Raw genomic sequence first — 24,048 nt, forward strand, 5'->3', positions numbered from 1 at the left:
GAATGGAAAAAGAACCTTTGATCAAGCTGCCGTGGCACGGGCATGAAACGATAGCATCAATACCGTCACTACTGGACAAGGGCGAGCGTATAGAAGTCACGCTGCCCTCCAACTATAACCATGCTTTGTTCCGGGTGCTGCATCCTGGCAAACCGGCGGCGCAACTGGAAGAAATTGACGCTTCAGGAGGACCGGAACTTCTGGCGGAAATCGCAACTGTCACCGGCCTGGAGGAATTTGCCACGCTTACGCAAGCACTCGCCAGCGCGGACGCTACGGTGCAGGTCGTCAGTCCTCCAAAAGTGCTCATCACGCTTCCTTCTGCGAACGTAAAAAAGCAATGACCCGTTCCACCATTCTTAAGCCGGGAGATAACTGCTGGCGTATCGATCACGCCGATCAGATCGCCTTTATCGTCGATGGGGCGGATTTTTTTCGCGCTTTCCGTGAAGCGGTAAAACAGGCGCGGCGTTCAGTGCTGATCATGGCCTGGGATATCGATAGCCGCGTGAACCTCATACGGGAAGAAGAATCCGACGGACTCCCGGTCGGCTTGGGCGACTTCCTCAACGCAATGGTCGAGCGCAATGATCAACTCCATATCCATGTGCTCGATTGGGACTTCGTCATGATCTTTGCTCCGGACAGGGAGTGGCTGCCGCTTTACAAGCAGAAATGGAGCAGCCACCCGCGCCTGCACTTTTGCCTGGATGACCGCCATCCGACCGGAGCGTGCCATCATCAGAAAATTGTCGTGGTTGATGACCAGGTGGCGTTCGCGGGAGGACTGGATTTGACAACGGGACGCTGGGATACGCCCGAGCACCTGCCCTGTGATCCCCGGCGGCGCGACCTTGAAACAGAACCGGTTCCACAGCCCTATCACGATATCCAGATGATGGTCTCGGGCCCGGCGGCGGCCGCACTGGGCGAGGTTGCGCGCGACCGCTGGTTTCATGCGACAGGCAAGAAGCTGCCTGCTCCAGATATCCAGCCAGGGCCTGGTTGGCGCTACTGGCCGGACTACCTGAAGCCTGATCTCGAAAATGCCGAGGTCGCCATCGCCCGCACCATTCCCGAGTACGAGAGCCAGGCGGAGGTGCGCGAGGTCGAGCGGCTCCTGCTGGATGCCATCGCGGCGGCACGTGATTCGATCTACATCGAAGCCCAATACTTCACGGCGCGCAAGATAAGCGCTGCCCTGGCAAAGCGGCTGGAGGAGGAAGATGGGCCGGAAATCGTTTTGCTCCTTCCCGAGCATACTGTCGGCTGGTTGTCGCGTAATACCATGGATGTCCTGCGCGAGCGCTTATTCAAACAACTCCTGAAAGCGGACCTCTACAAACGATTGAGGCTCTATGAGCCCTGTATACCTGGTCTGGACGATGAATGCGTTAACGTACACTCCAAGATCATCATAATCGATGATGAACTGTTGCGGATTGGCTCCGCCAATTTGAATAACCGTTCCATGGGTCTCGATACCGAATGCGATCTTGTTCTCGAGGCAAGCGGCAAGGCTCATATACGCAGCGCGATACATGCTTTTCGCACCCGCTTGCTGAGTGAGCATCTTGGCATGGAAGCAGGCAGGATAGAAGAATGCATGGAACGGGAACGTTCTCTGATCAACACTATTGAATCTCTTCGCGGTTCGGGACGCACTGTGCGTCCGCTGGCATTTCGCGTTACCGCCGATGTGGATGCGCTGGTGCCGGATGAAGAGATCGTCGATCCGGGACGTCCGATCGATCCGGACGAATTGATGAGAGAGTTCGTTCCTGAAGAGGAACGGGAACCGGTACGCAACCACACCTTCCTGATCGTCTCGATACTGGTGGCTATTATAGGGTTGGCCGCCGCCTGGCATTTGTCTCCTCTTCGCGAGTGGGTCGATGTCGACAAACTTGTTCGCTTCGCCGCCGAACTGGAACAAACCCCCGGCGCCCCCTTACTGGCACTCGGCGTTTTCATTGTCAGCGGTCTGGTCGCATTCCCCCTTACCGTGCTCATCATTGTCTGCGTACTGATATTCGGTCCATGGCAGGGTTTTCTATATTCAATGCTGGGGGCATTGTTGAGTGCGATACTGACCTTCGCGCTGGGTCATTGGCTGGGCCGTGACACAGTGCGGCGGTTCGCCGGCAAGAAGCTCAGGGAATTGAACAAGCGTCTGGCTCGTCGCGGCTTAATGACGATAATCATTGTTCGCATCATCCCGTTCGCGCCGTTTTCAGTCATCAACATGATAGCCGGGGCGTCCCACATCCGCTTCCGCGACTTTGTCCTTGGCAGCGCCATTGGCATGTTGCCCGGGATGACTGGCATATCCCTGTTTACAGACCGGCTGGCGGCGACCCTCCAGAAACCCGATCTGCCGGCCTTCGCGATATTAGTGGCCGTAATCGCGGTCATTATCGTCGGCGGCTGGAAGCTCTGGCAATGGGGAGAAAAGCATCGGAACGATCGGCTGAGAGCGCAATCCGATTGAGTAGATGCGGGGCATGATGTCCCGGTGTGCAACAGCAAAAACGTTGGGAGTAAAGCGCCCGTCACGGCCTATGTTTCGCTGCGGGAAATTTCGAGCTCTTCATGTAAACCATGCAGCTAAAGGTCGCTACCTATAACATACATGCATGTGTCGGCACGGACGGCCGCTTCGAGCCCGACCGCGTCGCGCGGGTATTGCAGGAGATTGATGCGGATATAATAGCGTTGCAAGAGGTCGAGCATCATGACGTCGATGGTTGTGATTTGCTGGATTATCTGGCGGCCAAAACAGGACTGACACCCATTGCCGGTCCCACCCTTCAGCGCGAAACCCGGCACTATGGGAACGCCATACTGACAAAACTTCCCATCCTGAAGGTCAACCGCGTTGACCTGACCTTGCCGGGGCGCGAACCACGTGGAGCGCTCGATGTCACCTTCGCCGGCAACGGGCGGCGGGTGCAGGTAGTGGCAACGCACCTTGGGCTCAGGCCGTGGGAGCGGCGCCAGCAGGTTCGCCGGCTGCTCAAGCTGTTCGAAATTGGCCTCGACGATATTTATGTGCTGATGGGTGACCTGAATGAATGGTTTCTCTGGGGACGCCCCCTGCGCTGGCTGCATGCGCACTTCAAACGGACCCCGCAACCCGCGACATTCCCTGGCCGCCGGCCCTTCATGGCCCTGGACCGCCTATGGGTACATCCGCGCCGCCGGCTCGCCAGGCTGGAAGTGCATGCCACCGGCCTCGCCCGCGTCGCATCCGATCACCTGCCTTTGAAGGCGATTATTGAAATCTGACCCCGTGTTAAACAATATTCATTTGTCTCTCTCGTCGGAGACCGCGTTATTTTTCCTGCGGATTCCTGTCGATCCAGGCGCGGGCCTCTACATCGGCTGCCTCGTGCGCCTTATGCTCGTCTTGCATCGGCTCGACGAAGCTTTCATAAACAACCATGCCGTTATCATCGAGAATCCGGTAACGGCCGTTCCATGAGCCCGAGGGATCGTCTCGTTCCGATCCCGTGACGATGCAGTATCCTTTGTAATCAGCGTTCATCTTATTATCTCCATAAATAAAACAGGAATATGCTGGGCAGTAATGATTCAGCGTTTATCTGTCACGATCAGCCGGCCGGCTTCCGGATTCGGCCGATTAACCTCCTTATTCTTCAGCTGTTACTGTGCCGTAAAAATATTTCAGGTTAATGGAAGAGTATTTGACACGGCAACGAATCATCGGTGCGATAGCGCACGAACCAGGAGTGATCCCGCTTACCGAAATTTTTCGCTACGTGTACAACCGCACAGATCATCCGTGCGTGTGAGGACATCATCTACATACAGGTAAATTTGTCCGATATGTTTGGCTCAACCCTCTCTCGAGTGTGAGATACGGGCAAATTTGTCTCCATTGGTCGAGTAGTCTTTCAAAATTCCAAGGCTTCCGCGGTAGATCCCGCGGAGCTGCGGATGCGAGGCTCTCCTGAATACCGAAGATATTTACTGGAGGAAATTCAAATGATAGGAAAAATTGTAACGCTCGCTGCGGTTGCCGCAGGCGGAGTCATGTTATCCAAAAAGATGAAAAAAAATCGTGATTCGGGGACTTCAACAATCGAAGATTCGATCGAAGTTAATGTGCCTATCAGCACGGCATACAATCAATGGACTCAATTTGAAGATTTTCCCAAGTTCATGAAAGGAGTAATCGAAGTGCGGCAGCTGGATGACACCCATGTGCACTGGCGGGCGGAAATTGGCGGCAAGGAAGAACAATGGGACGCAGAGATCACGGAGCAGATCCCGGATACGCGTATTGCCTGGCGGAGCACGAGCGGCGCTAAAAACGAGGGAATCGTCAAGTTCTACAAGATCTCCGATTCCGTAACCCGTATCGTGTTGCAAATGGATTACGGCCCCAAAGGCTTCGTTGAAGAAGTCGGCGATGCACTGGGAATAGTAAAGATGCGTGCCAGTGGAGACCTGAAGCGTTTCAAGGATTTCATCGAGAACCGCGGGCACGAAACCGGCGAGTGGCGGGGTTCGGTCCCTCAGCACTAGGGCGTCCTGTCACGGCCTGTTTGCTGATCGTATCCGCCCGGCGATTTCTGCCCGGCTAATCCCGCTGGAGAAAGGATGAGGCCGGGTACCCCGCAACAGCGGGACACCCTGCCCGGCAAAGTCCGGCGCCAATTCTCCGGCATCCGTGCAACAATCAAAATCGAAACGGAGGCTACGCAGCCGCAAAGCCTCCACGAAGCTGGCCTGCTTCGAATCCCGGTCAGGGGATGGCGGGCTCTGTCCTGACGCCTTCATCCGGCGTCGCCCACTTGGTATTGGCTTTTACGTTGTTCTCTGCCCGGCTGGCATTGATGCAATCCGGAGTCGCGTCAAGCATGCGCGGATTGGTCATGCAGTCTGTTAGCTTTGCCGCTCGCTCGGCGTCGTGCGACTCGTACCAATCGACCGTGCGGACTTCATCCTGCTCGTCGCGAGTTTCACATCCCGCCAGTATCGACATCAATATCACGCTTGCCGCTACTGGCGCGGCGATTACGCTCTTTTTCGTTTTCATGGCTTGAACTCTTCAATTGAAAGGGTAGCTGTCAACAATTCGGTTTTCACTCCGATTTTGAGCATTACACGTCACGCGGCATCACTCTGTGCGCTAGCGAACCATGATCCTGAATCCGGCACTTGCGTGCCTATTTTTCAGTTTAGCGTTTTGATACTCAAGAACATTTACATCTCCCGCCCTTTCCCTTTTTGATAAGTTCGCTACGGGGCGGATTGAACACACTCCGTCCAGCCATCAGATTCAGGATGATTGAAACAGCGTTGGCAGGAGCCTGGGCCGGGCGCCAGTTGCCCTCTATCGGAAGCCCGCCTCCTGCCCTCTTCTCTTTGTCGCGATCCAGCTACGCCATTTGGCTCACGTCGGCATTCTCCAATAAACCCCGGTTCTCCATTTCTCTTTGCAATGTATCCATGGCCTGCACATGGATCATATCCAGGGCATCATAGCCCCGGTTGCGAAGTGAAGCGGCCTTGAGCATTCCGCACGACATGGTTTTTCTGAGTTCGCGCAAACCCGTCTTTTGCCCGCAATAGGTCCGGATAATCAATTCGACGCCTCTCCGGCTGTGCATTCCCGTGCCAAAATTTGCCGCGAGATGACGCACAAGCAAATCGAACCCGCTTGCTTCCCTGCCGTATTGAACCCGTATGTAGGCTATATGCATGTCAGATAATACGCGCTCGCACAAGGCTAGTATCAACGCCGCCTGGGCATGCCGGTCGTAGGCGGTCAGTTCCCCGTCTGCGCCGGTCTCCCCTGCCCCCTCAGGCCCGCGCATTACGTTGACGGAAGAGATTTTCACGATTGGCCTGCTGGTGGTTTCATAAGCCCATCTCAGGGCATGCTCCGGATTCCTGAATTTCACTTGTCATATTCCTTCTGGTTGATATAACGCACAATGTTTCCCATGTTTTCGTCCTTTCCCGCAATATTTCGAGTATTGCGAGGCAAGACGGACTGTTTCTTCAAATCTGCAGCCGTGGCACGATTGCGCTTGCCTGCGTGCTGCCACCTCTTCCGGGTTTCCGTACTCCCAGCGCTCCAGATGCAACCAGCTATCGCGCGCCTTACTGGTATTCGCTCTCATTTACTGCCCCGGTCCTGATATTCTTCTGTCATTCTGTTGATTCCCGTTCTCCATGTTTTGAATAGCCTTCCATCCTTTTGATAAAACTGCTCCACCTTGTTGGAGAGGTAATCGATTCAAGCGGTCTTTCCTGCTTTTTCCATCCGCCTGTTCTCGCTGTACAGCACTTCGCCCACGGCCTCGTCGAAGTCTTCGCCCATGCGTTTCAATCCCAGCGCAGGCTGATCCGTCCCGCCATGCAGCACCTGCATTGCTGCCTGCTCGTTTCCGATCAGAACCGGTTTTTCATTCTTGAAGCCCTTGAGATTGTTGTGTGCCGTTGCAATGCCAACTAAAGTCGGCGGATAAGGTGGACGTTCGCTGCGGGAACAAAACCCGCGATAGCGGTTCTCGAATTCCTTCGCCACGAACGGCCATTCATCCTCGGCTTTGGCGCCGAGTGCGATCCAGCCGCCCATGTCCTGGATTACGCGATGAATCAGCGCATCGTCGAACACCACGTCGCAATAGGTACCCACCCGGCGCACTGCCTGATCAACCTTGGCCCAGGCCCTCAATGCGGCATCCTGTGTCGAACCCTGCAGCATGCGGATGATGTCGGCCGGTTTGGGTGCGAACTGCCCGGCATCCGGGTTTGCGAGATGACGATTGAAAGCGTCGACGATTGCGGCAAGATCGTATCGCTTGAGCGCTGTCCACCACACATCCAGCGCAAATCTGGATACGCTTTTCCCGTAGAATCCCATCACGCCGGAAATACCCTCGTGGAATTTCTGGAATTCATCAGTTTGCATGCCTGGTGTCCCTCAATTCCGGCGGCACCCATCCTTCCGTTGCCGCCTTATTGGATGACTCGAGCAATTCCTGCTTGTTGGGCATCCGCCCCTGGTGCAAGACCAGCTTCGCAGCCTCTTCGCGTTGCCGCTTCACCGTGCCGATGACATAAGCGAAATTTGCTTTTCCCTTGGCGGCCGCGTTAGCCGCAGCCTGCACAAACTCATCCTCCACTGCGCCGGCCTGCAGTAGTGCGAGCAATATCGGATGATGCGGATTGCAGCCTTGCACGCCATGACGGGCCAGGGCTTTACAACATGCGCCTGCCAGGCCCGGAGGTAGCGCGCCCCGGCTCTCGGTTTCAAGAACCCCGGGGCTGATAACGAGGTGAGGCGCGGGTGAAACAGAATCAGGCACAAGGCCATCCATGTACGCCTGCTCTTCCGGCAGATCGATAGTGTCTGCATAACCGCAGCCTGTGTTTGTATGGAACTGGCGTTGGAATTGGTGTTGGGGCTGGTGCTGGCGCTGGTGAGCTTTGCCAGCGGGTTTCCCGGGGGGTATTTCCGTAATCGCATTGCCTGAACCCGTGGATAACCCATCAGGTATGCGATGAGATGCATTTGGGGCGCTCTGCGGGACCTGCCGGGAACTCTCTTTGGGAGGACGGCCGCCTTTTCTTCCATTGATCCGCGCAGCCTCTATTTTTGGCCGCGCTTTTACAATTTCGCGGTCGGCGCGGTGGTTATGGCGCAACCCGTCAATTGCTGAAACGGGAAAAAACTGCTCGGCGACGTTCTTTACCGCCTGCTGCTCAAGCCGCGTCATTGCCCTGCAAACCCTGTAGAGGCTGGCCAGATCTTCAGGCAATGGCTTTTCAACACTGAAATAAGTGTCGAGCAGCATGGTATAAGCGCCATGCTCAGCCAGAGAAAGGTGTGCGGTATCGCGCTGGTAGTCGCCGCAATATCGTTCATAATAGTTCACAGAAACTCCATTTATTCGACGGTAATTGGACATCAGCTGGTCAATTGCCTTGGTCGGCGAAAAAAACGAACTTTTTTTATTGACCAGACCTCCAATAGAGACATTATTACAAGTAATACTTGTACCTGTCAAGTAATTCTTGTAAGCGCATTGCAAGCGTTGCTTGTATTATGAATGCATGAATATCGCGAAGATAATCCGTGAGGGCCGTGAAAAACTCAACTTGAACCAATCTCAATTGGCCGAACTGGTTGGCGTATCGCCGCAAGCCGTCCAACAATGGGAAGCGGGCGCAACCCAGCCACGGGGGAAAAGGTTGAACAAGATCGCGCAAGTGCTCAAATTGCCGCCAGCACTGACGCATTTCGGAATCTCTTCAGAGTCTGCAACGGCCATGCAGGAAGAAAAAGCCTCCGGCGAATCCTCGAAAGTCACTGCTGAAAAGCCGGCTTCAAATAACGACCCGCTCATCAATCAGGTTGTCGAAGCAATGCGGCGCATGTCGAAAGAAGATGCTGCCCGGCTTGTGACGATAAGCAAGGCTCTTGTAGGCGAGGTGGCGCCCGAGGTGGATCTCAAACCCCTGCCCAAGCCTGATATGGCTCCTCATCCGTCTCCGGCATTTCCTCCGCGTCGGATGTCCGAGGCAGGAACGAAGGGTCGAGGAAAGACGGCAGTCCGATAGAAGGGTGCATGACAGGCATCAGATAGACCGGCGAAAAAACGACAGGCGCCGCAGCTAGCAGAACTGTACGGGATGGATGAACCAGGGATAAGAACAGCATGACAGCGATTATGAAAGGTTTGGGACGAGGCGGAATTCGCAACTCTCGTGGCGCGAATGGGGGCCGGAACAGAAAGTCGTCCGGTAAGGCCGGCAGGCAGATAAGCCAGATTAGATAAGGCCCTTGGCGATATGAAACCCTTTACAAACAGCTCAAAGAGCAACTTGCCTTACGACAGTCTGGAGATGCTGTTTGCTTTTCATATTTCGGAAAAAGCGCGGGCAAGGCTGGAGCAATACATCATGCGATTCCCGGAACACCTGCGTGAAGCTGAAAAGCGCAGCTATACCCTCGAACATGCGGTAAAGGAAGTTTTAGCTGAAGTGGCGGAAGTTGCGTTACTTATAAAGGAATTGGAGAGTTAGCATCGCCGGAATCTTTGCATTGACCGGCAGTAATAACCTGAACAGATTATTTATATCCCCGGAGCTCACTATGAAATCTGCTATTTTGGTCTTGCTCGGCATATTGATCCTTTCCTCCTGTGCGACTCGGGGAAAGATGACGGGCCTGTATGAGGGCATGACAAAAGCGGAGGTCATAAGAGTTGCGGGCGACCCGGATGGCTACCAGCGCAGCGGCGAGTACGAAGTACTGCTTTACGTCGACCGAAGCAGCGGCACCCGCTCCCTTTTCGGCACTTCCTATCGGGACGTAGTGGACTATTCGGTGATTTTAAAGGATGACCACGTTGTGGAGTACGGCCCAGGGCGCGCCCATCAGCGCGGCGACGCCCAATCGCCCTTCGTGAGAATTCCAAGCCGGTAACAACGCGGCGATCCCGCATCGTCCGTTGGCAACACTCGACGCAGCCAGCAAATAGCGATGAATCGTCATTTCCGAGCTATCAGCAGTGCCGTGCGTTGGAGCAACGCTGAATACCGGCTTCCGCCGGTTTGTGACCCTTGTACTGTTTTTCTGCTTCCCGCCGAATAGATAAATTTCCTGATACGTCCCCTTGAATTGTAGCAGCTTACAAGTTTTGTCTTGACAATTACAAGATTTACTTGTAATATGCTCTCCATGCTGCAAAACAACTCCCGGTTCGATGAGTTGCTTGTAGCACCGCGAAACAGATGTGTAGCCCGATCCGGCATAGCCTCGATCCAGTAAGCCCCCGGTGGCGTGGAAAGACAAGCGGCTGGAGACGGAAAGGCACAAAGAAATGTCCAGGCCGTGCCTGGCGCGGAATTCCGCCCGATTTGAAAGGGTGCGTTAACTGAAGGGAAAAGTTGGGGCTAACATGGGAAAGGGGGCTGGGCGCTGGATGAGTTGGAAAGAATTGTGGACCGAACATCGGCCAGCCCCCCTCAACCTCTCCGACAGGGAAATACTGGACTGGCTGGGCGAATACTGCGACCAGGCGGTCTACACCCGCCCTACTCCACAGTATCGCGGCGGCTTCACCTTATACTGCGACGAGATAAAGACGAGCGGCCAAACCCTGCGCGAAGCAGTTTGCCTGGCGGCGGCGAAACTGGATGAATTGAATCAATAGCACTTTTTGATATGGTAATTGCCGAGACTGGCTGGTGCAGAGTGAGCCAGCAGCCCATGCATGGCATTGTCTGTGCCGACTTGACTTCCCCCCTTCCCCTTGCGTCTTGCCATCCTCATTGCCACCAGCCCCGCTCCCAATAGCGCCAAAGACGCGGGTTCCGGTGCCGGCGAAACCTCGTTGAACAGTGCTGACGAGTCCGTCATGAAGATCAGATTCTGCCCATCAATTCCATTAATGCCCCCTACTGTATTGACGTTGCACTGCAGGCCATCCAGAGCATTGGGCCCCGCCCCGTCAATCAATTCTCCAGCCCCATTTTTGAAGCATGAGGAAGGGTCTGCTTGAAAAAACGGCAAATCAAAGGCAAGCTGGAAATCCAGGCCGAGCCCTGGGGGCAGACCTGCAGGAAAATAAGCCAGATCAACACTTTCAATTGTTACCGTTAGGGAACCACTCCCTGACGCCGTGATACTGTCCACGCCGGGGTAATCATCAGGGCCGTAATTGTCGAGATTACCCGGAGCAACATTCACGGCAGAAATAGCGGTTTGTCCGGTAGAGGCGCTAACCGTGCCAGACAGAACGAGCACCGGGTCCGTATTGGTCGCATCAGGGCCGTAGCCCGTACCATTGGCGGCGTGCGCATTCGGCGTGGCATCAAAATATAACTTGAAGAAGTTATCACCTCCGCCGATAGCATCCAGCACGACGTTGGCGCCAATTGTCGAGACCACCTGTTGCTGATACCCGGCAATGTATGTCCACCTGTCCGATCCCGAGCTGCCGATGGGGCTGCCATTGCCGTCCTGAAATTCGCTTAGCGAGGCATGGCTGTAAAGCTGGAAAATATCTCCCAAGGGATGCGTAAATATTGAGGCATTACCGACCGGTGTAATCAACGTATTGGCCGGACGCCACTCCAGGCGTTGCACGTCTATAGCGGCATCAATGCCCACGCCATCCGGATCAACCGGAATTGCATTTGCCACGCCAGTCAGCACCGTCAAGATAACGGTGAACAGAAGTTTACGATGTCGGCACATTATTGACATTGACCAGAGTTGCTGAAAGGACACGATCCCGCTGCTCTTGGTTCAGGATAGGCGGATTTCCGGAAAAATCAATTATCCAGGTGACTCAATGAAATGGGCTCCTCTCTCCGGCACCCAAGTGCGCCAGACTCCAGAGGTAGTAGAGGCAGGTCGGGTTAGCGCAGCGTAAGCCGACAGCCTCGAGTCCAATTCGCCCAGTTATTCATGCCCCACCCCTTCAAATTGATCCTGTATCTCACTGACTGATCCTGTATCTCACTGCTTGATCCTGTATTTCACTAACTGATCTTGCCGATTACGCTGTGCTAACCCGACCAACCTGCTTTTCCTGAAAAGCATCGGTTTTTTACTCCTGTTTTTTCGCGCAACCCGTTCGGAGTTATCCTTGACATCCGATTTCCGGCATCTATGATGAATAACAGGAATAAGTGAGCTAATAAGAGCAATGGTAGCTCGATAGTAAACCTGGCGTCGGAGCGGAATCGTCGAATAGCACTACAAAGAGTGTTAAACAGAATGGCAATGGAAAATGGAAATCTAAACTAGAACCGATGGATCACTCTGGAATATTTTGTCCTTTGAGAGGAAATTACAAATGGGTGTTAGAAAAAATGCGGCCCGTCTCACGCCAACAGAGAGAGACAATTTCCTGAGAGCGCTTCTGACACTCAAACATACCATTGCCAATCCAGGTGATCCTGCCGCTCAACAGATTAGCGTATACGATCAATTTGTGGCGCTTCACCTCTATACCCTGTCTGTCAATGTTCCAGGAGGAGGAGCAATCAATATGGGGCACCAGAACTCTGGATTTGGCCCCTGGCACCGGTATTACTTGCTGCGATTCGAGCAGTCGCTCCAAGCGGTAGACCCGACTGTTACCCTGCCATATTGGGATTGGACAGACCATGCCGCAACAGAGAACATAATTTTCCAAGACAATTTCATGGGCCCAAATGGCGGAGCCGGCGGTGTGGGCGGCGGCACGGTTCGATCCGGTTATTTTGCTTTCGACAGGCCGGGATCAGGCACAAATCCAACCCCGCTGCCCGCTTGGTGGCCGGGTGGTCCGGCTGGCCTTCCGGGTTGGCGTGTGAAAACTCAGTTACAACAGGGGCATGGCAATACACTCAGACGTAGTTTTGATGCTTTTACCGCTTTGGAAACCAAAGCTGATGTGCAGACTTGCCTGTCGAGACCGAATTATGAGAACCCGAACGGTTTCAGACCTTTTTTAGAGGGCGGCGGCGTGTTTCAAATGCACAACGGCATGCACAGCTGGGTGGGCGGAAATATGGGTGATCCTAATTCATCTCCGAATGATCCGATCTTTTTTATGCATCACTGCAACATAGACCGTTTGTGGGCCATGTGGCAGATTGACGGACACCAAGGGAACGCGTTCTATCCGGCGGCAGGCAGACCTGAGGGCCACAATCTTAATGATCCGATGTGGCCTTGGGTGGGCGGTCTGGGCGGATATTCATCCAACAACGCACAGACGAACATCGTTTTACCAGACTTTACGGCGGAATCCATTCGTCATCCGGCGGATGTTCTGGACCATCGCGCTTTAGGGGTGGCTCATGATACAGAGGTAATTCTGGGTATTGCTCTCGATCAGACGGGAAGCATGAACGGAATGACTCCTGATCCGATGACGGGCATGGCCCCCAATATCACCAAATGGGAAGCCGCCAAGCGCGGTGTCGCCGCCCTACTGCACGATTGTGAAACCGCTTATGCGGCGGCGGAGGCTTATGTGGTGGGGGGGGTGGAGACCTTTAGATCCGCCGGCGGCGGTAATACCTTTACCCAGATCTTTCCCGGTGCGAATTTTGGCGTGATAAAAAATGGCGGAGCCATCAGCCAAAGTAATTTCGAAACCAACATAGCCGCCCAATCGCCAGCAGGCGGCACACCGTTAGCGGGCGCTTTAACAGATACCGACATTAATCTAGTACGTGCCCCCTTCGTGAATCTGCCTGCTGGCGAGCAACGCTACCTGTCCATTTTAACGGATGGGATGGCAACGGCCCCGCCGCCTCTGTCCAGCCTGGGAACTCCCGCTTTCCCGGACACGGTCATCTTTGCGATGGGCTTTGGCATCGGGGGCGGATGGGACGGAGTGGACTATGCGACCATTGCTGACATGGCGACAAAAGGGAAAACAGCCCCCCTAGGAGTGTCTCAAGTCTATCATGGGGAAAATGCAGGAGCCATTGATAAGTTTTACACGAATTCAATTGCCGCCTCTCTTGGCTATACTCCATCGGTTGATCCGGTTTTCGATCTCTATCCAGGCGAACACGTCCATTTTCGTTTCGACGTGACCAGCGCCGAAGACGCGTACATGATTACGGCTCAGGGGTTCGATTTCCTGGATGGAAACTGGGATTACTGCCTGATGGCACCAAGTGGAATGCATTGTGCCGATACTCGCATGGAAGGAAATATGGGAGTGCCTGCCGGTAGCGGGCACAGTCACGGTAGCCCCACCGAAACACTTGCGCCCTTCCTGGTCACCATGAAACAACACCAGGGGCGCTGCACCATTTTCCTTAATCGCAACGGAGCAGACACTCACGACTGGGTGGGTCGTTGGCATTTCATGGCTTATTACAAAGCGGATCCCGCCGAGCCGTTAATGGTCATGCCCAGTCTCTCGGATTTTGTCCTGCCCGCCGGTGCGCCTCCGGTGCGCGGAGCGCTTTACTCAAGGTTTTCACAAAAGCCCACGGAACGGCTACCGGTGCGTGCTATCGCAGGCCGCCCAGCGCATCAGCTGGCGACAGGATTAAACGGTATCAGCACAAATTCTCCGGAACCTCCCTGCGCAGTCTCGATCAACATTTTCAAGCGAACGAGCCGTCGAGCCAGCTTGACAGCAACAGCCAAAGCACCATTTGCCGGGGAAGACATTATCTTAACGCTGCAGTTGTCCGATGCATCGGGCGGCAGACAGGATGTGCATACGCTCGTCGCCCGCTTGGTGGCACCTAACCACGCTTTAGGGAATGCGGTGGCCGATCTCAAAACTGTGCCCGTAAAAGCCAGACGACAATTCATCAATAGAGAAAATACCGAAGATCCCTTCGATTTACTGCAATATCTGGCGGAGTACGAACGGCTCAAACCGGGGGCATTTGCTATCAGGGACGAAGAGATTGAATTCAAGCAAAAAGATGACAGTACTTGGATTGCCCGTATCAAGCGTAATGCGTTTCCGGGTGTATATCGCATCGCTCTCTACGTTGAGGGAATTTATTATTCGAAGGGGGAAAAACCTGAGAACGATAGGAAGAAGGGAAAAGAAGGGGGACGACACAGTCACCGTTGCTGCGAACTCGGACCTCAGAGATTTACGGAATCCCTTCACACTGAAATCGCTCTCGGGATCAAGCCGGATGAAAAACAGAGCCGTGCGGAATTGCATTGGACAGATCCCGATAAATTTGTCGTCAGCGCTACGCTCATTGATGCAGGCGGTAATATCGCCTTACCGACAGCCGGCCACGTCCCTGTCGTTAGGGTCGGTGGAAAAGCTATTCATGCGAAGACCTTGAGTTCGCTTACCGCCGAATATTTAATGGAGGTCACGCTAATTGGGAAAAATATTGAAATCGCCCCGGGGGGACAAACCGTCAAAAGTGGCGATGTTGTTGTTGAAGCTGTGGATGGAGAGCGTGTGCCCATCAAGCAGAATACAAATCTCAGCGTCGGTGTCGAGATTTCGGGCAACAAGCTGAAGGTTGATATACCCGAACTTATAGGGGACAGGGAAACGCGCAAAGTCTTTCCCGCAGGGACGCAGGAAGCAATGAAGATAGCAATGGAAAATCGCCAATCCTTTGCCTCTACACAGGAGGCAAAGGATTCAGGTTTCCAACTCTAAGGAAAAACTGGATCGCAGTGCTTGGTAAACCATGTCCTGATCAAACCTCCGGCTGATTGCAAAATCAGCATCTCCCAAGCCGTCCACGGAAACGACGTGCGAGCGATAAGCAGTTGGCTTCAGAAGGACACTCCCTGGCTTGCCAGCGTGGCATTTTCTGCCTTCTCCGATGAGAGTGCCAATGGCGGAAAACTTCCGAACCTCTTCCTTCTGGCTCCCCGCTCGACCACTGTTATGAAAACGTAATCCGGCTTGTAAACCTCCACCAGCCGGGCGAACACCTCCGGATGCGCCGCGTCGTAGTGAAGCTGCACTGTTTCGCTGAAGGTGGCGGCCATAAAAGGGGCAATTGCGGTCCCGAATGAGTCCCGCAGCCACAAAACTCTCTTTTGATTCAAGGCATTTTTCGACTTGACAAGCAGAGGGCGCTGAGCAGTATGAATCTCGGGATTCCCGCCAGACCGCTTGAGGCGGCCGGTTTCAAAATCATATTGCGCGGTTTCAACCGGCAACTCACTCTTGATATCAATGGCGACCTCGTCATCCCGCAAAATTTCTTTCAGCCTCAGGAATTTCGCCAGGTCTCCGCCCTGGCGTTCATTTACATTCGATATGCGCACATCCTGCTCGGTCAGCCAGCGCAAGTCCGTTTCCGTACGGGCAATCTCCGTCTGGAAGGCCTGAAAAGCGACCCAGGCACCGAGGCTATTCCAGTGTGTGTCCGTTTTGTAGTACAGCGATTCCGAAAACCGGGATTTTGCCGCGCGCAAGGCAGTTCGGGTGTCAATATAAAGCCCCTGGCTGACATTCTTCAATAAGGTATCAGTTGCAGACTCGGTAGCAGGCTGTGCCCAGCCGGGAAGAAACTCGGGGTAGATGGTTGTCTTGTCCGGGCTCAGCATGACCCTGAACTTACTCACCCCCTTCTGACTTAACCATTCGCTCCAAGAATTCGTTGCTTGCCCGATTATCCTGGCCACCTCCGCGTCCTCGACAGTCGCCCCACGGCGATTTCTGGAAATCGTATTGTCGTACTGCTCTCCGAGGTAGAGCCAATCGTCCTTTCCTATCAACACCTGATCGGGATTGGTGGAAATTCCGTGGGGATAAAAAAACCGGTTCAGGAGGGCCGACGCAAAATCAAGGTTGTAGAGCGTGGAGTCTCTCCACCATTCCAGTTCGGTGTTCTTTTTTTGTCCATCTCCCATATTCAGGTTGATTGCCGGAACAACCGCCAGCACAAACAGGGCCACCCAGACAAACATAAATACTCTTTTTTTCATGCTGGCCGTCTAGAAATTGAAGTAAAGAAATACCGAGCTCGTGGATACCATCGTGAAATGCATCGCAATGCAAAACAACAGGAGCGCGCCCGATAGCTTTACGGCACCCTGCCCACCCGCCATTAATTGAAACGAATTCTTCTGGCTGATAATTCCCAGCGTAAGCGCGATTGCGGTGAAGCAGAGTATATTTGCGGCAAGGCCGGCAGGCAGCCATCTGAGGAGATGGTCGGAAAACCAGCCACCCCACACCAGGCTGTCGGTCGACACGTCCAAAACCGGCAAGCCAAAAACGGACTGAATGTCTACCATTCCCCGTATGACCCTGAGCGCATCATCAAGGGTATTGGCTCGAAAGAAAACCCAGCTGAGGTTGATGAAATTAAATGTCAACAGCCATGCCGCCGCTTTTGGCATACTCAAGCCCAGCCCGCCCCATGCGCGATGCGTCACCAGCGCAATGCCATGAAGGGCACCCCATATGACAAACATCCAGCTCGCGCCATGCCAGAGGCCGCCCAATATGAAGGTTGCCATCAGGTTGAAGTACACCCGCGGCGTCGAGCAACGGCTGCCGCCCAGCGGAATGTAGAGATAGTCGCGCAGATAGCGGCTGAGCGTGATGTGCCATCTGCGCCAAAAATCCTGTATATCCAGCGCCTGGTAGGGAGAATTAAAATTGATGGGCAGCCATATATTGAACAGGAGTGCGGCACCGATCGCCATATCGCAGTAGCCGCTGAAATCGAAATAGAGCTGAAAGGTGTATGAAAGACTCGTCGCCCAGGCGCTGAAAAAATCGAGATTTTTTCCACCATCGAACCCGGCATCCGCCCAGATGGCAAAGGTATCCGCGATGACCACCTTCTTGAACAGACCAATGCTGAAAATAAACAGGCCAAGCGCGATATTCCGGTAGCGCACCGCCAGAGTCCAGCGTGATGCGAACTGCGACATCATCTCGCGATGATGCAAAATGGGGCCTGCTATCAAGTGAGGAAAGAAAGTCACAAACAGCGCGTAGTTGAGGAAATCGTATTCTTTGGCTTCTCCGCGATGGCTGTCGATCAGATAGGCGATCTGCGTGAATGTAAAGAAACTGATGCCCAGCGGCAACAGGATCTGGGGCAGGTTGAGGCCAACGTCGAAAGCGGCATTGATGTTGTCGATCAGGAAGTCGGCGTACTTGAAATATGCCAGCAAAGCAAGATTTGCGGCGATACCGCAAGCAAGAACAAAACGGGGCGGAAACCATGAATTGCTCGACGTCCGATTACGGGAGAGACTTGTGCCGACGGCGAAATTGAAAAATATGGAACCGAGAAGAAGCGGCAGGTAGGCAATATTCCAGTAGGCATAAAAGAACAGGCTCACGCCCACTAGCCAGGCCTTGCCCGCGAGGACATATCTAATCCGATTCAGGAAGAAGTAGCCGAAGAACGCTATCGGTAGAAATAGCAGGATGAACTTCGGAGAGCTAAAAATCATCTGGCCATCTGTCCGTCAAACTCCTTTCGTAAAATTTAGCCGAGCGCGTGTCTTGATTGAAGCGATTTTTGCAGTTTATAAACAGCCGGGCTCCGGCTGCGAAAGCGAGAATTGCTGATACAGGCTGTCCCTGCGGTACTGCAGGACGGTCTTGACCTTTCTTGAGCGTCTGGAAGGACGTTCAGGATAATCCTGCCACGAATTGAATTGGTAGACAGGGTGACTTACAGCGGGTTCCTTTTTGCTGATACCGAGCAGTTGCCCATTGTACCCAAGACAAGATTGAAATGCTCAGGAAATTTCGGGAGAGTGTTGTACCGGGCTGGAAATCGCTATGGCGGCTGGCAAAATCCTTAGAAAGGCACGACAGTCTTGTATTTCCCTTTTTCTGAACTATAAATAAATCATTTTACCGCTTCAACACGCCGGAAGCGGGCGGTTTGCCAGCGATTCCTGTGCGCCCTGAAACGCGGTCCCCCGGAGTATTTTCCGTTATTCAGGTAATGAGCGCTCCGCTCTTGTTTTCCCGTTTCATCGGCCGCCCGTGAAATACCCCCTGATCTGAAACGAGGAGATTTCGATATGACTGCCAGTAAACCCCAAACCACCGACTTTACCAAAGATGTGCTGGGCCGCTACATCAACAATGGAATGGATGAAGCATTGAACAGCACCGATAAAAATGGACAGCGGCCGGATGGCTCCCCGACCAGTGACGCCCGGCCCTTTGATGTAATCGTGATTGGTGGCGGCAGCTTCGGACCCGTGTTCGCACAGCATTTATTTTCGACCGATCATACCCACAGTCACCGCATCCTGGTGCTGGATTCCGGCTCGCTGCTGCTCACCGAGCATGTGCAAAACTACCCGCCTATCGGGCTCGGGGTGCCGCCGCCTACTGAAAACGATCCGTTCCGGCTTCGCGCCGAAGTCTGGGGATTGCCCTGGCGCGCAGATCCTGCAAAAGTGCCGCAGGGCTTTCCCGGATTGGCCTATTGCCTGGGAGGGCGCTCGCTCTATTTTGGCGGCTGGTCCCCACGATTACTGGATACCGGCACCGACACGGAAATGCCACGGGACCGGTGGCCCGACAGCGTTGTGACAGAGTTGAATGACAAGTATTTTGCGGAGGCTGCGCAACAAATCGGTACTGACCAGACGAACGATTTTATAAGTGGTCCCATGCATGATGCCCTACGCAAGCATTTATTCGACGGCATCGAGGCTGACGAGGTCCCTGAAGCGATCAAGCCAGCCGAACTTCCTTTGCACCTGGATCTGCCCCCCGGCATACCAGCCGCAATGAAAGAGCAGCTCAAACTGGAAGCTCCCTTGGCCGTTAAAAGCCGTGAGGGCTCGGGATTGTTTCCTTTCAACAAATTCAGCGCCATGCCTCTGGTCATCAAGGCGTCGCGCGCCGCTTCCACCGAGTCCATGCACGCCGTTGGCTATCCCGACAACGTCAAGAAGCGATTCATGGTAGTGCCGCACTGCCGCGTAATCCGTCTTGTCACGAATATCCAGGATGGGCTTGGCCGCGTGACCGGCGTGGAATGCGAAATCTATGTGCCCATCTGTGGCGACGACTCCAACGTTCAAAAGCAGCGTTTGACGATTCCCGTGGCCGACACCGCCAATGTCGTTATCGCGCTGGGCACGATAGAAAGTGCCCGGCTTGCACTGCTCTCCTTCCAGGGGATCAGGAATTACGACAGGATCGGCAAAAACCTGATGGCGCACCTGCGCTCCAACCTCACCATCAGCATTCCCCGTACCTCCTTGTCCAGCCTCAGCCCAGCCGTGAAAGTACTGCAGGCGTCTGCACTGTTCGTGAAGGGCAGGCATACCTTTTCCGATGGGTCGGGCGAGGGCTATTTTCACTTGCAGATCACTGCGGCGGGTCTCGATAAACTTACCTCGGACTCCGAGGCCGAACTCTTCAAGAAAATTCCCGATCTGGACAGCATGCTACCCCTGCATCAGGTGAACGATCATACGATAGTCATCACCATACGTGGCATCGGCGAAACCCAGGAACAGAATCCGGGCAGCAACATCACGTTGAAAAATGACGAAACCGACGAGGTCGGCGTGCAGCGTGCCCTGGTGACCTACAATCTCAGTGGCAACGACTTCGAACTGTGGGACGCAATGGATAAGGCTTCCGACGATGTTGCCAGGGTGTTCGCTGGTGGAAACAGCTTCACTGTCTTCACGGCGCCCGATCGTCCTCAGACGGTTGCACCGACGGCGGACTTGAGCCTGATTGTTCCCTATAAGCCGGTCTGGGAAGGGGGACGCCGCGACGGCATGGGCACCACGCATCACGAGGCAGGACCGCTCAACATGGGCGATGATCCGGACACTTCCGTCACCAATGCCGATGCACGGTTTCACTTTCTCGAAAACGCATATGTCGCAGGACCCGCCCTGTTCCCGACAGTCGGCTCGCCCAATCCCATGCTCACAGGAGTTGCGCTGGCACGCCGTCTCGCTGATCGGCTTACCGTTGCGCCATTTAAAGCGGACGCGGGATTCAACCTGCTTTTCGATGGCGCAGACGCGAGTAAATGGCGTATGTCGACCATCACGAATCAGGCCAATAATTTTCCCGGCGGACGCCTTGTGGTGAATGGCGCCCTGGAATCGGTGCCCGGCAATGACATCGGCATGTTCTGGCACACCGACCCGACCCCTCATGATTTCGTGCTTAAACTGGAATGGTTACGCTGGCGCGAAGATGACAATTCCGGGGTATTCATCCGCTTTCCGCACCCCGACAGTAAAAATTACAACAACACCGCCTACGTCGCGGTTAATTTTGGTTTCGAGATCCAGATCGACCAGCTCGCCCGCCCCGATGGCTCACCGCTGAGCAAGACTGGCGCGATCTATGGCTTTGCCCCACCGGACGACCCAAACAACCTCCCGGTAAAACCTGTGGGCGAATGGAATGAATTCGAGATTCATGTCCAGGGGCAAAATTACATCGTGTTCCTCAATGGTGTAAAAATCACCGAGTACGATAACCCGGACACGGCGCGGGGCCAGCCGAGCACGGGAAGCAACCCAAGTTTTATCGGCCTGCAAACCCATACTGGACGGGTAGCTTTCCGCAAAATCCAGATCAGAGCGCTTTAACGCCTCTATCGGCTATTTTTCAGAGGAAGTTACACCAGCCTGAGTTCCAGGACACAGAAGACGCCTGGCTGGACTCTGCCCTCCCCCGCGAAATTCGGATGACGACAATCGACCGGGATAGAGCACAACCGAATCACTAAAAACCCGGCAGCAGGATCACTGCTACCGGGCCGCGCCGAGCTCCCACTTTCATGGAGGAAAAATAACACCTCCAAGCTCTATATTACACGTTTTGCGCTCCCTGCCTATTGGACCAAAGTACTACCTCTACATTGCATATGCAGCGGTCCTTTGAAATCCAGTGATAAAAAACCATGTAAAAATGCTTCTCCCCGCGAAAAGGGGGCAAGGCAAACCCAACATTTGAGCCACAACGCGCCAGCGTGCACAACTCAGCGGGATAATTAACTCAAAGGGAATATGAGCGGGTCAATGCCGTACAAAGCCGCACAGACAGCGGCCCTAGCCACTACTTCCTACATAATGTCTGTGGCCATTATGCGGGGACTGGTGATCGTACTCATGGCACTGGACCATGTGCGCGGGTTCTTCACTGATGCCGATTTCAGCGCTACCGATCTTTCCCGCACCAATTTGATGCTTTTTTTGACCCGCTGGGTTACGCACCTTTGCGCCCCGGCGTTTGTCTTCCTTGCGGGCACCAGCGCCTTTTTATCTGCCCAGGGAGAGGACCGCCGTCAACTTGCCATCCGCTTGCTCACCCGCGGACTTTGGCTCGTTATTCTCGAACTCACGGTCGTGCGCTTTTCCTGGTATTTCAACCTGGACTATAACCAGATGAGCTTGCAGGTCATCTGGGCGCTTGGCTGGTCCATGGTCGTGCTTTCCGCGCTCATTTACCTGCCCTTATGGGCAATAGCCAGCGTGGGCATCCTTATGATCTCCGCCCATAATCTCCTGGATGGGATACGCCTCGATGATTTCCGGGCGGCAGATGGAACCCACGGATGGCAGGGATGGGCGCTGAGCGTACTTCACATTCCGCACTACCCGGTGATTTATCCACTCATACCCTGGATAGGGGTAATGGCGGCAGGCTATGCCTTCGGGCCTGTCATGCTGGCCGCATCAGAAACAAGAAGAAAGGCAGCGCTTGCCTGCGGGATAGTTCTCATCACAGCCTTCGTCATATTGCGGGCTTATAACGTCTATGGCGACCCCGTGCCGTGGTCCGGACAGGAAACCGGTCTGTTCACGCTGCTTTCTTTCTTGAACACCACGAAATATCCCCCTTCCCTGTTGTACCTGCTGATGACCCTCGGGCCAATGTTCGTGCTGCTCGCGGCATTCGAACAGGCGCAGGGTTCAATAGGGCGTTTTTTGATGATTTTTGGCCGTGTGCCCCTGTTTTTTTATCTGGTTCACCTGTATGTCATTCATGCGCTAGCCGTTGCGGTCGCTTTTGCAATGAGCGGAGATATTCAATCATCATCCTCCGAAACCTTTTCTTCCTGGTGGGGATTCGGTCTCCCGGTGGTCTACCTGACATGGATAGCGGTGGTTATCCTGCTCTATCCCGTCTGCCAGTGGTTCGCCGGGCTCAAGTCGCGCCACAGGGGGAGCTGGTGGACGCCTTACATCTAGCAGCCTGTCGGACTTGAAGAATCGAAGCGAAAAAGCGATTGGGTGCGGACAGATTTTGTTGATTTTGAAGGCCAATAGTTATTCTATTGGCCGAAAAAGCGGCGAAATATGGACCAGTCAGACGCGTTTGCAGCCAATTTCCTTTAGCCGGACAGGCTGTCAGGGCCGAAAATTCGCATCAATCCGCCTGCAAACCCCGTGCTGGGTTATCCGGATGGAAACAGGTCAAACCGTAATGACGGTCTTTCCGAAATGCCCGGCTTGCTGATGAGCATACGCATAGGTCGCATGCTCGAAAGTAAACGTGCGGGAGATGACAGGGCGCAGACGAGAAGCATCAATGGCGCGGTTCATTGCGCGGAACATGTCGGCAGAGCCGACGTTGATGCCATGCATCGATATTGAGCGCTGCATAAGCGGCAGGGGATCGATCTTCCCGAAACCGGAAACCAGGCCGATCAACGTTACAATGCCTCCGAATCGCACCGCCTTCAAAGAGCGCTCAAGCGTCTGCGCGCCACCCACTTCAATCACGATGTCAGCACCTCGGCCCCCGGTCAGACGCAGCACTTCCTGGTCCCAGTCCGGCGTGTTCCGGTAATTGATGAGATGATCCGCGCCCATTGCCTTGGCCCGCTCCAGCTTATCGTCGCTGCTTGAAGTCTGGATAACGATCGCGCTGTGCAGCTTGGCGAACTGCAAGGCGAACAGACATACCCCACCCGTACCCAACAGGAGTACGGTGTTGCCAGCCTGGATACGCCCGGCCTCCACCAGCGCGTGCCAGGCAGTCACGCCGGCATTCGGGAGCGTTGCAGCTTCCTCATAACTCAAATGTGGCGGAAACGGTATTGCGGCCCGTTCCGGAAGCGCCACATATTCCGCCAACATCCCGTCGATGGGCCCTCCTAAAGAGCGCATGAAAACCTCTTGCGTCAATGGCCCGGATATCCAATCCGGAAAAAAACACCCCGCAACGCGATCCCCGACCCCGAGAGTTTTTACGTTTTTACCCACCTCGACCACATCGCCGGCACCATCCGAAAGCGGGATGACGTCCGGCTTCATTCCAACCGGATATTCCCCGTGTGTGACAATGTAGTCACGGAAATTCAGCGAAGTGGCGCGCACGCGAACAAGCACTTCATCGTGCCCAGGCGCCGGCTTTTCGAGATCGTTGCGCAAGATCAGCCCGGTCATGCCGGCGGTCTCTCGGAATTGAAAAGCTTTCATTGGAGAACCTCCTTATATCCTTTTATATTTATATTCAGAGCGGAGCTTGCCTCCACACTGAAATACCTCGATCTGCCTTGGGGATGAAAGCGTGGCCCAGCTCTCCGCTGGCGACGGAAATGTCAACCGCAAGGGACCTCCATTGTCCT

At 54.3% G+C, this 24,048-nt stretch carries 20 protein-coding genes; 11 read left to right on the forward strand and 9 right to left on the reverse strand.

The features are described from left to right. The first annotated feature begins 2 nt into the window (after window positions 1-2). The 3 genes from BMZ14_RS03820 (at window position 3) to BMZ14_RS03830 (ending at window position 3,288) form a co-directional block, all read left to right on the forward strand. A complete protein-coding gene (locus BMZ14_RS03820) occupies window positions 3-344 on the forward strand; it encodes a hypothetical protein (protein WP_074794859.1) in 342 nt (113 codons plus the stop codon). Beyond that, a complete protein-coding gene (locus tag BMZ14_RS03825) occupies window positions 341-2,491 on the forward strand; it encodes a VTT domain-containing protein (protein WP_074794862.1) in 2,151 nt (716 codons plus the stop codon). The genes BMZ14_RS03820 and BMZ14_RS03825 overlap by 4 nt, the downstream gene beginning before the upstream one ends. 110 nt (window positions 2,492-2,601) lie before the next feature. Further along, window positions 2,602-3,288: an endonuclease/exonuclease/phosphatase family protein gene (locus tag BMZ14_RS03830; RefSeq protein ID WP_074794865.1), complete on the forward strand. Its 687-nt coding sequence runs from the start codon at window positions 2,602-2,604 to the stop codon at window positions 3,286-3,288. 46 nt (window positions 3,289-3,334) lie between these two features. On the opposite strand, the gene BMZ14_RS03835 is transcribed toward BMZ14_RS03830, so the two are convergent. Beyond that, window positions 3,335-3,547: a PH domain-containing protein gene (locus tag BMZ14_RS03835; RefSeq protein WP_074794868.1), complete on the reverse strand. Its 213-nt coding sequence runs from the start codon at window positions 3,545-3,547 to the stop codon at window positions 3,335-3,337. A gap of 461 nt (window positions 3,548-4,008) precedes the next feature. On the opposite strand from BMZ14_RS03835, the gene BMZ14_RS03840 reads away from it, so the two are divergent. Continuing rightward, entirely contained in the window at window positions 4,009-4,551 is a 543-nt protein-coding gene (locus BMZ14_RS03840; RefSeq protein ID WP_083396609.1) for an SRPBCC family protein, read from the forward strand. Between the two features lie 220 nt (window positions 4,552-4,771). On the opposite strand, the gene BMZ14_RS03845 is transcribed toward BMZ14_RS03840, so the two are convergent. From BMZ14_RS03845 to BMZ14_RS03860, 4 genes are all read right to left on the reverse strand, one after another. Next, window positions 4,772-5,065, reverse strand: a complete 294-nt coding sequence (locus tag BMZ14_RS03845) for an EexN family lipoprotein (protein ID WP_074794871.1) — start codon at window positions 5,063-5,065, stop codon at window positions 4,772-4,774. Between the two features lie 343 nt (window positions 5,066-5,408). Continuing rightward, window positions 5,409-5,933, reverse strand: a complete 525-nt coding sequence (locus tag BMZ14_RS03850) for a hypothetical protein (RefSeq protein WP_074794874.1) — start codon at window positions 5,931-5,933, stop codon at window positions 5,409-5,411. Between the two features lie 338 nt (window positions 5,934-6,271). After that, window positions 6,272-6,949: a DUF6475 domain-containing protein gene (locus BMZ14_RS03855; RefSeq protein WP_074794876.1), complete on the reverse strand. Its 678-nt coding sequence runs from the start codon at window positions 6,947-6,949 to the stop codon at window positions 6,272-6,274. Beyond that, complete coding sequence (locus BMZ14_RS03860; protein WP_177186904.1) at window positions 6,939-7,916, reverse strand: YdaU family protein; 978 nt, start codon at window positions 7,914-7,916, stop codon at window positions 6,939-6,941. The genes BMZ14_RS03855 and BMZ14_RS03860 overlap by 11 nt, the downstream gene beginning before the upstream one ends. A gap of 178 nt (window positions 7,917-8,094) precedes the next feature. Here BMZ14_RS03860 and BMZ14_RS03865 point away from each other — a divergent pair, with 178 nt between their 5' ends. The 4 genes from BMZ14_RS03865 to BMZ14_RS03880 all read left to right on the forward strand — a co-directional run bounded on the left by BMZ14_RS03865 (window position 8,095) and on the right by BMZ14_RS03880 (window position 10,199). Then, a complete protein-coding gene (locus BMZ14_RS03865; protein WP_074794880.1) occupies window positions 8,095-8,601 on the forward strand; it encodes a helix-turn-helix transcriptional regulator in 507 nt (168 codons plus the stop codon). A 231-nt stretch (window positions 8,602-8,832) separates the two neighbouring features. Further along, the gene (locus BMZ14_RS03870; RefSeq protein ID WP_074794883.1) at window positions 8,833-9,066 is read left to right on the forward strand and encodes a hypothetical protein; all 234 of its coding nucleotides are present in this window, start codon (window positions 8,833-8,835) and stop codon (window positions 9,064-9,066) included. Between the two features lie 70 nt (window positions 9,067-9,136). Beyond that, window positions 9,137-9,469, forward strand: coding sequence for a hypothetical protein (locus tag BMZ14_RS03875; protein WP_074794885.1), 333 nt, complete (start codon window positions 9,137-9,139; stop codon window positions 9,467-9,469). 499 nt (window positions 9,470-9,968) lie between these two features. Further along, window positions 9,969-10,199 (forward strand): hypothetical protein, encoded by a 231-nt coding sequence (locus BMZ14_RS03880; protein ID WP_256208362.1) that lies wholly within the window; start codon window positions 9,969-9,971, stop codon window positions 10,197-10,199. Here BMZ14_RS03880 and BMZ14_RS03885 read toward each other — a convergent pair. Next, window positions 10,193-11,254, reverse strand: coding sequence for a PEP-CTERM sorting domain-containing protein (locus BMZ14_RS03885; RefSeq protein WP_083396610.1), 1,062 nt, complete (start codon window positions 11,252-11,254; stop codon window positions 10,193-10,195). The two genes, BMZ14_RS03880 and BMZ14_RS03885, sit on opposite strands and share 7 nt — an antisense overlap. 595 nt (window positions 11,255-11,849) lie before the next feature. On the opposite strand from BMZ14_RS03885, the gene BMZ14_RS03890 reads away from it, so the two are divergent. Further along, entirely contained in the window at window positions 11,850-15,149 is a 3,300-nt protein-coding gene (locus BMZ14_RS03890; protein ID WP_074794890.1) for a tyrosinase family protein, read from the forward strand. A gap of 119 nt (window positions 15,150-15,268) precedes the next feature. On the opposite strand, the gene BMZ14_RS03895 is transcribed toward BMZ14_RS03890, so the two are convergent. Both BMZ14_RS03895 and BMZ14_RS03900 read right to left on the reverse strand, forming a co-directional pair. After that, entirely contained in the window at window positions 15,269-16,432 is a 1,164-nt protein-coding gene (locus BMZ14_RS03895; RefSeq protein ID WP_074794892.1) for an alginate O-acetyltransferase AlgX-related protein, read from the reverse strand. Window positions 16,433-16,441: 9 nt separating this feature from the next. Beyond that, window positions 16,442-17,920: an MBOAT family O-acyltransferase gene (locus tag BMZ14_RS03900; protein WP_074794894.1), complete on the reverse strand. Its 1,479-nt coding sequence runs from the start codon at window positions 17,918-17,920 to the stop codon at window positions 16,442-16,444. A 582-nt stretch (window positions 17,921-18,502) separates the two neighbouring features. On the opposite strand from BMZ14_RS03900, the gene BMZ14_RS03905 reads away from it, so the two are divergent. Together BMZ14_RS03905 and BMZ14_RS03910 are read left to right on the forward strand one after the other, a co-directional pair. Then, a complete protein-coding gene (locus BMZ14_RS03905) occupies window positions 18,503-21,061 on the forward strand; it encodes a 3-keto-alpha-glucoside-1,2-lyase-like domain-containing protein (protein ID WP_074794896.1) in 2,559 nt (852 codons plus the stop codon). Between the two features lie 483 nt (window positions 21,062-21,544). Continuing rightward, window positions 21,545-22,666: an acetyltransferase domain-containing protein gene (locus BMZ14_RS03910; RefSeq protein WP_218144968.1), complete on the forward strand. Its 1,122-nt coding sequence runs from the start codon at window positions 21,545-21,547 to the stop codon at window positions 22,664-22,666. Window positions 22,667-22,891: 225 nt separating this feature from the next. On the opposite strand, the gene BMZ14_RS03915 is transcribed toward BMZ14_RS03910, so the two are convergent. Beyond that, window positions 22,892-23,899 carry a zinc-dependent alcohol dehydrogenase family protein gene (locus BMZ14_RS03915; protein WP_074794900.1) on the reverse strand — a complete coding sequence of 336 codons (1,008 nt, stop codon included), beginning with the start codon at window positions 23,897-23,899 and terminating at the stop codon, window positions 22,892-22,894. Between the last annotated feature and the right edge of the window lie 149 nt (window positions 23,900-24,048).

Source organism: Nitrosospira briensis (genome assembly GCF_900115125.1).
GTDB lineage: Bacteria > Pseudomonadota > Gammaproteobacteria > Burkholderiales > Nitrosomonadaceae > Nitrosospira > Nitrosospira briensis_A.

Bases quoted from the DNA above. Each gene is read 5' to 3' on its own strand.
- BMZ14_RS03880 (WP_256208362.1), top strand. From the start codon at position 9,969: ATGAGTTGGAAAGAATTGTGGACCGAACATCGGCCAGCCCCCCTCAAC.
- BMZ14_RS03875 (WP_074794885.1), top strand. From the start codon at position 9,137: ATGAAATCTGCTATTTTGGTCTTGCTCGGCATATTGATCCTTTCCTCC.
- BMZ14_RS03835 (WP_074794868.1), bottom strand. From the start codon at position 3,547: ATGAACGCTGATTACAAAGGATACTGCATCGTCACGGGATCGGAACGA.
- BMZ14_RS03895 (WP_074794892.1), bottom strand. From the start codon at position 16,432: ATGAAAAAAAGAGTATTTATGTTTGTCTGGGTGGCCCTGTTTGTGCTG.
- BMZ14_RS03915 (WP_074794900.1), bottom strand. From the start codon at position 23,899: ATGAAAGCTTTTCAATTCCGAGAGACCGCCGGCATGACCGGGCTGATC.
- BMZ14_RS03890 (WP_074794890.1), top strand. From the start codon at position 11,850: ATGGGTGTTAGAAAAAATGCGGCCCGTCTCACGCCAACAGAGAGAGAC.
- BMZ14_RS03900 (WP_074794894.1), bottom strand. From the start codon at position 17,920: ATGATTTTTAGCTCTCCGAAGTTCATCCTGCTATTTCTACCGATAGCG.
- BMZ14_RS03840 (WP_083396609.1), top strand. From the start codon at position 4,009: ATGATAGGAAAAATTGTAACGCTCGCTGCGGTTGCCGCAGGCGGAGTC.
- BMZ14_RS03825 (WP_074794862.1), top strand. From the start codon at position 341: ATGACCCGTTCCACCATTCTTAAGCCGGGAGATAACTGCTGGCGTATC.
- BMZ14_RS03865 (WP_074794880.1), top strand. From the start codon at position 8,095: ATGAATATCGCGAAGATAATCCGTGAGGGCCGTGAAAAACTCAACTTG.
- BMZ14_RS03910 (WP_218144968.1), top strand. From the start codon at position 21,545: ATGTCTGTGGCCATTATGCGGGGACTGGTGATCGTACTCATGGCACTG.
- BMZ14_RS03905 (WP_074794896.1), top strand. From the start codon at position 18,503: ATGACTGCCAGTAAACCCCAAACCACCGACTTTACCAAAGATGTGCTG.
- BMZ14_RS03855 (WP_074794876.1), bottom strand. From the start codon at position 6,949: ATGCAAACTGATGAATTCCAGAAATTCCACGAGGGTATTTCCGGCGTG.
- BMZ14_RS03870 (WP_074794883.1), top strand. From the start codon at position 8,833: ATGAAACCCTTTACAAACAGCTCAAAGAGCAACTTGCCTTACGACAGT.
- BMZ14_RS03885 (WP_083396610.1), bottom strand. From the start codon at position 11,254: ATGTCAATAATGTGCCGACATCGTAAACTTCTGTTCACCGTTATCTTG.
- BMZ14_RS03845 (WP_074794871.1), bottom strand. From the start codon at position 5,065: ATGAAAACGAAAAAGAGCGTAATCGCCGCGCCAGTAGCGGCAAGCGTG.
- BMZ14_RS03820 (WP_074794859.1), top strand. From the start codon at position 3: ATGGAAAAAGAACCTTTGATCAAGCTGCCGTGGCACGGGCATGAAACG.
- BMZ14_RS03830 (WP_074794865.1), top strand. From the start codon at position 2,602: ATGCAGCTAAAGGTCGCTACCTATAACATACATGCATGTGTCGGCACG.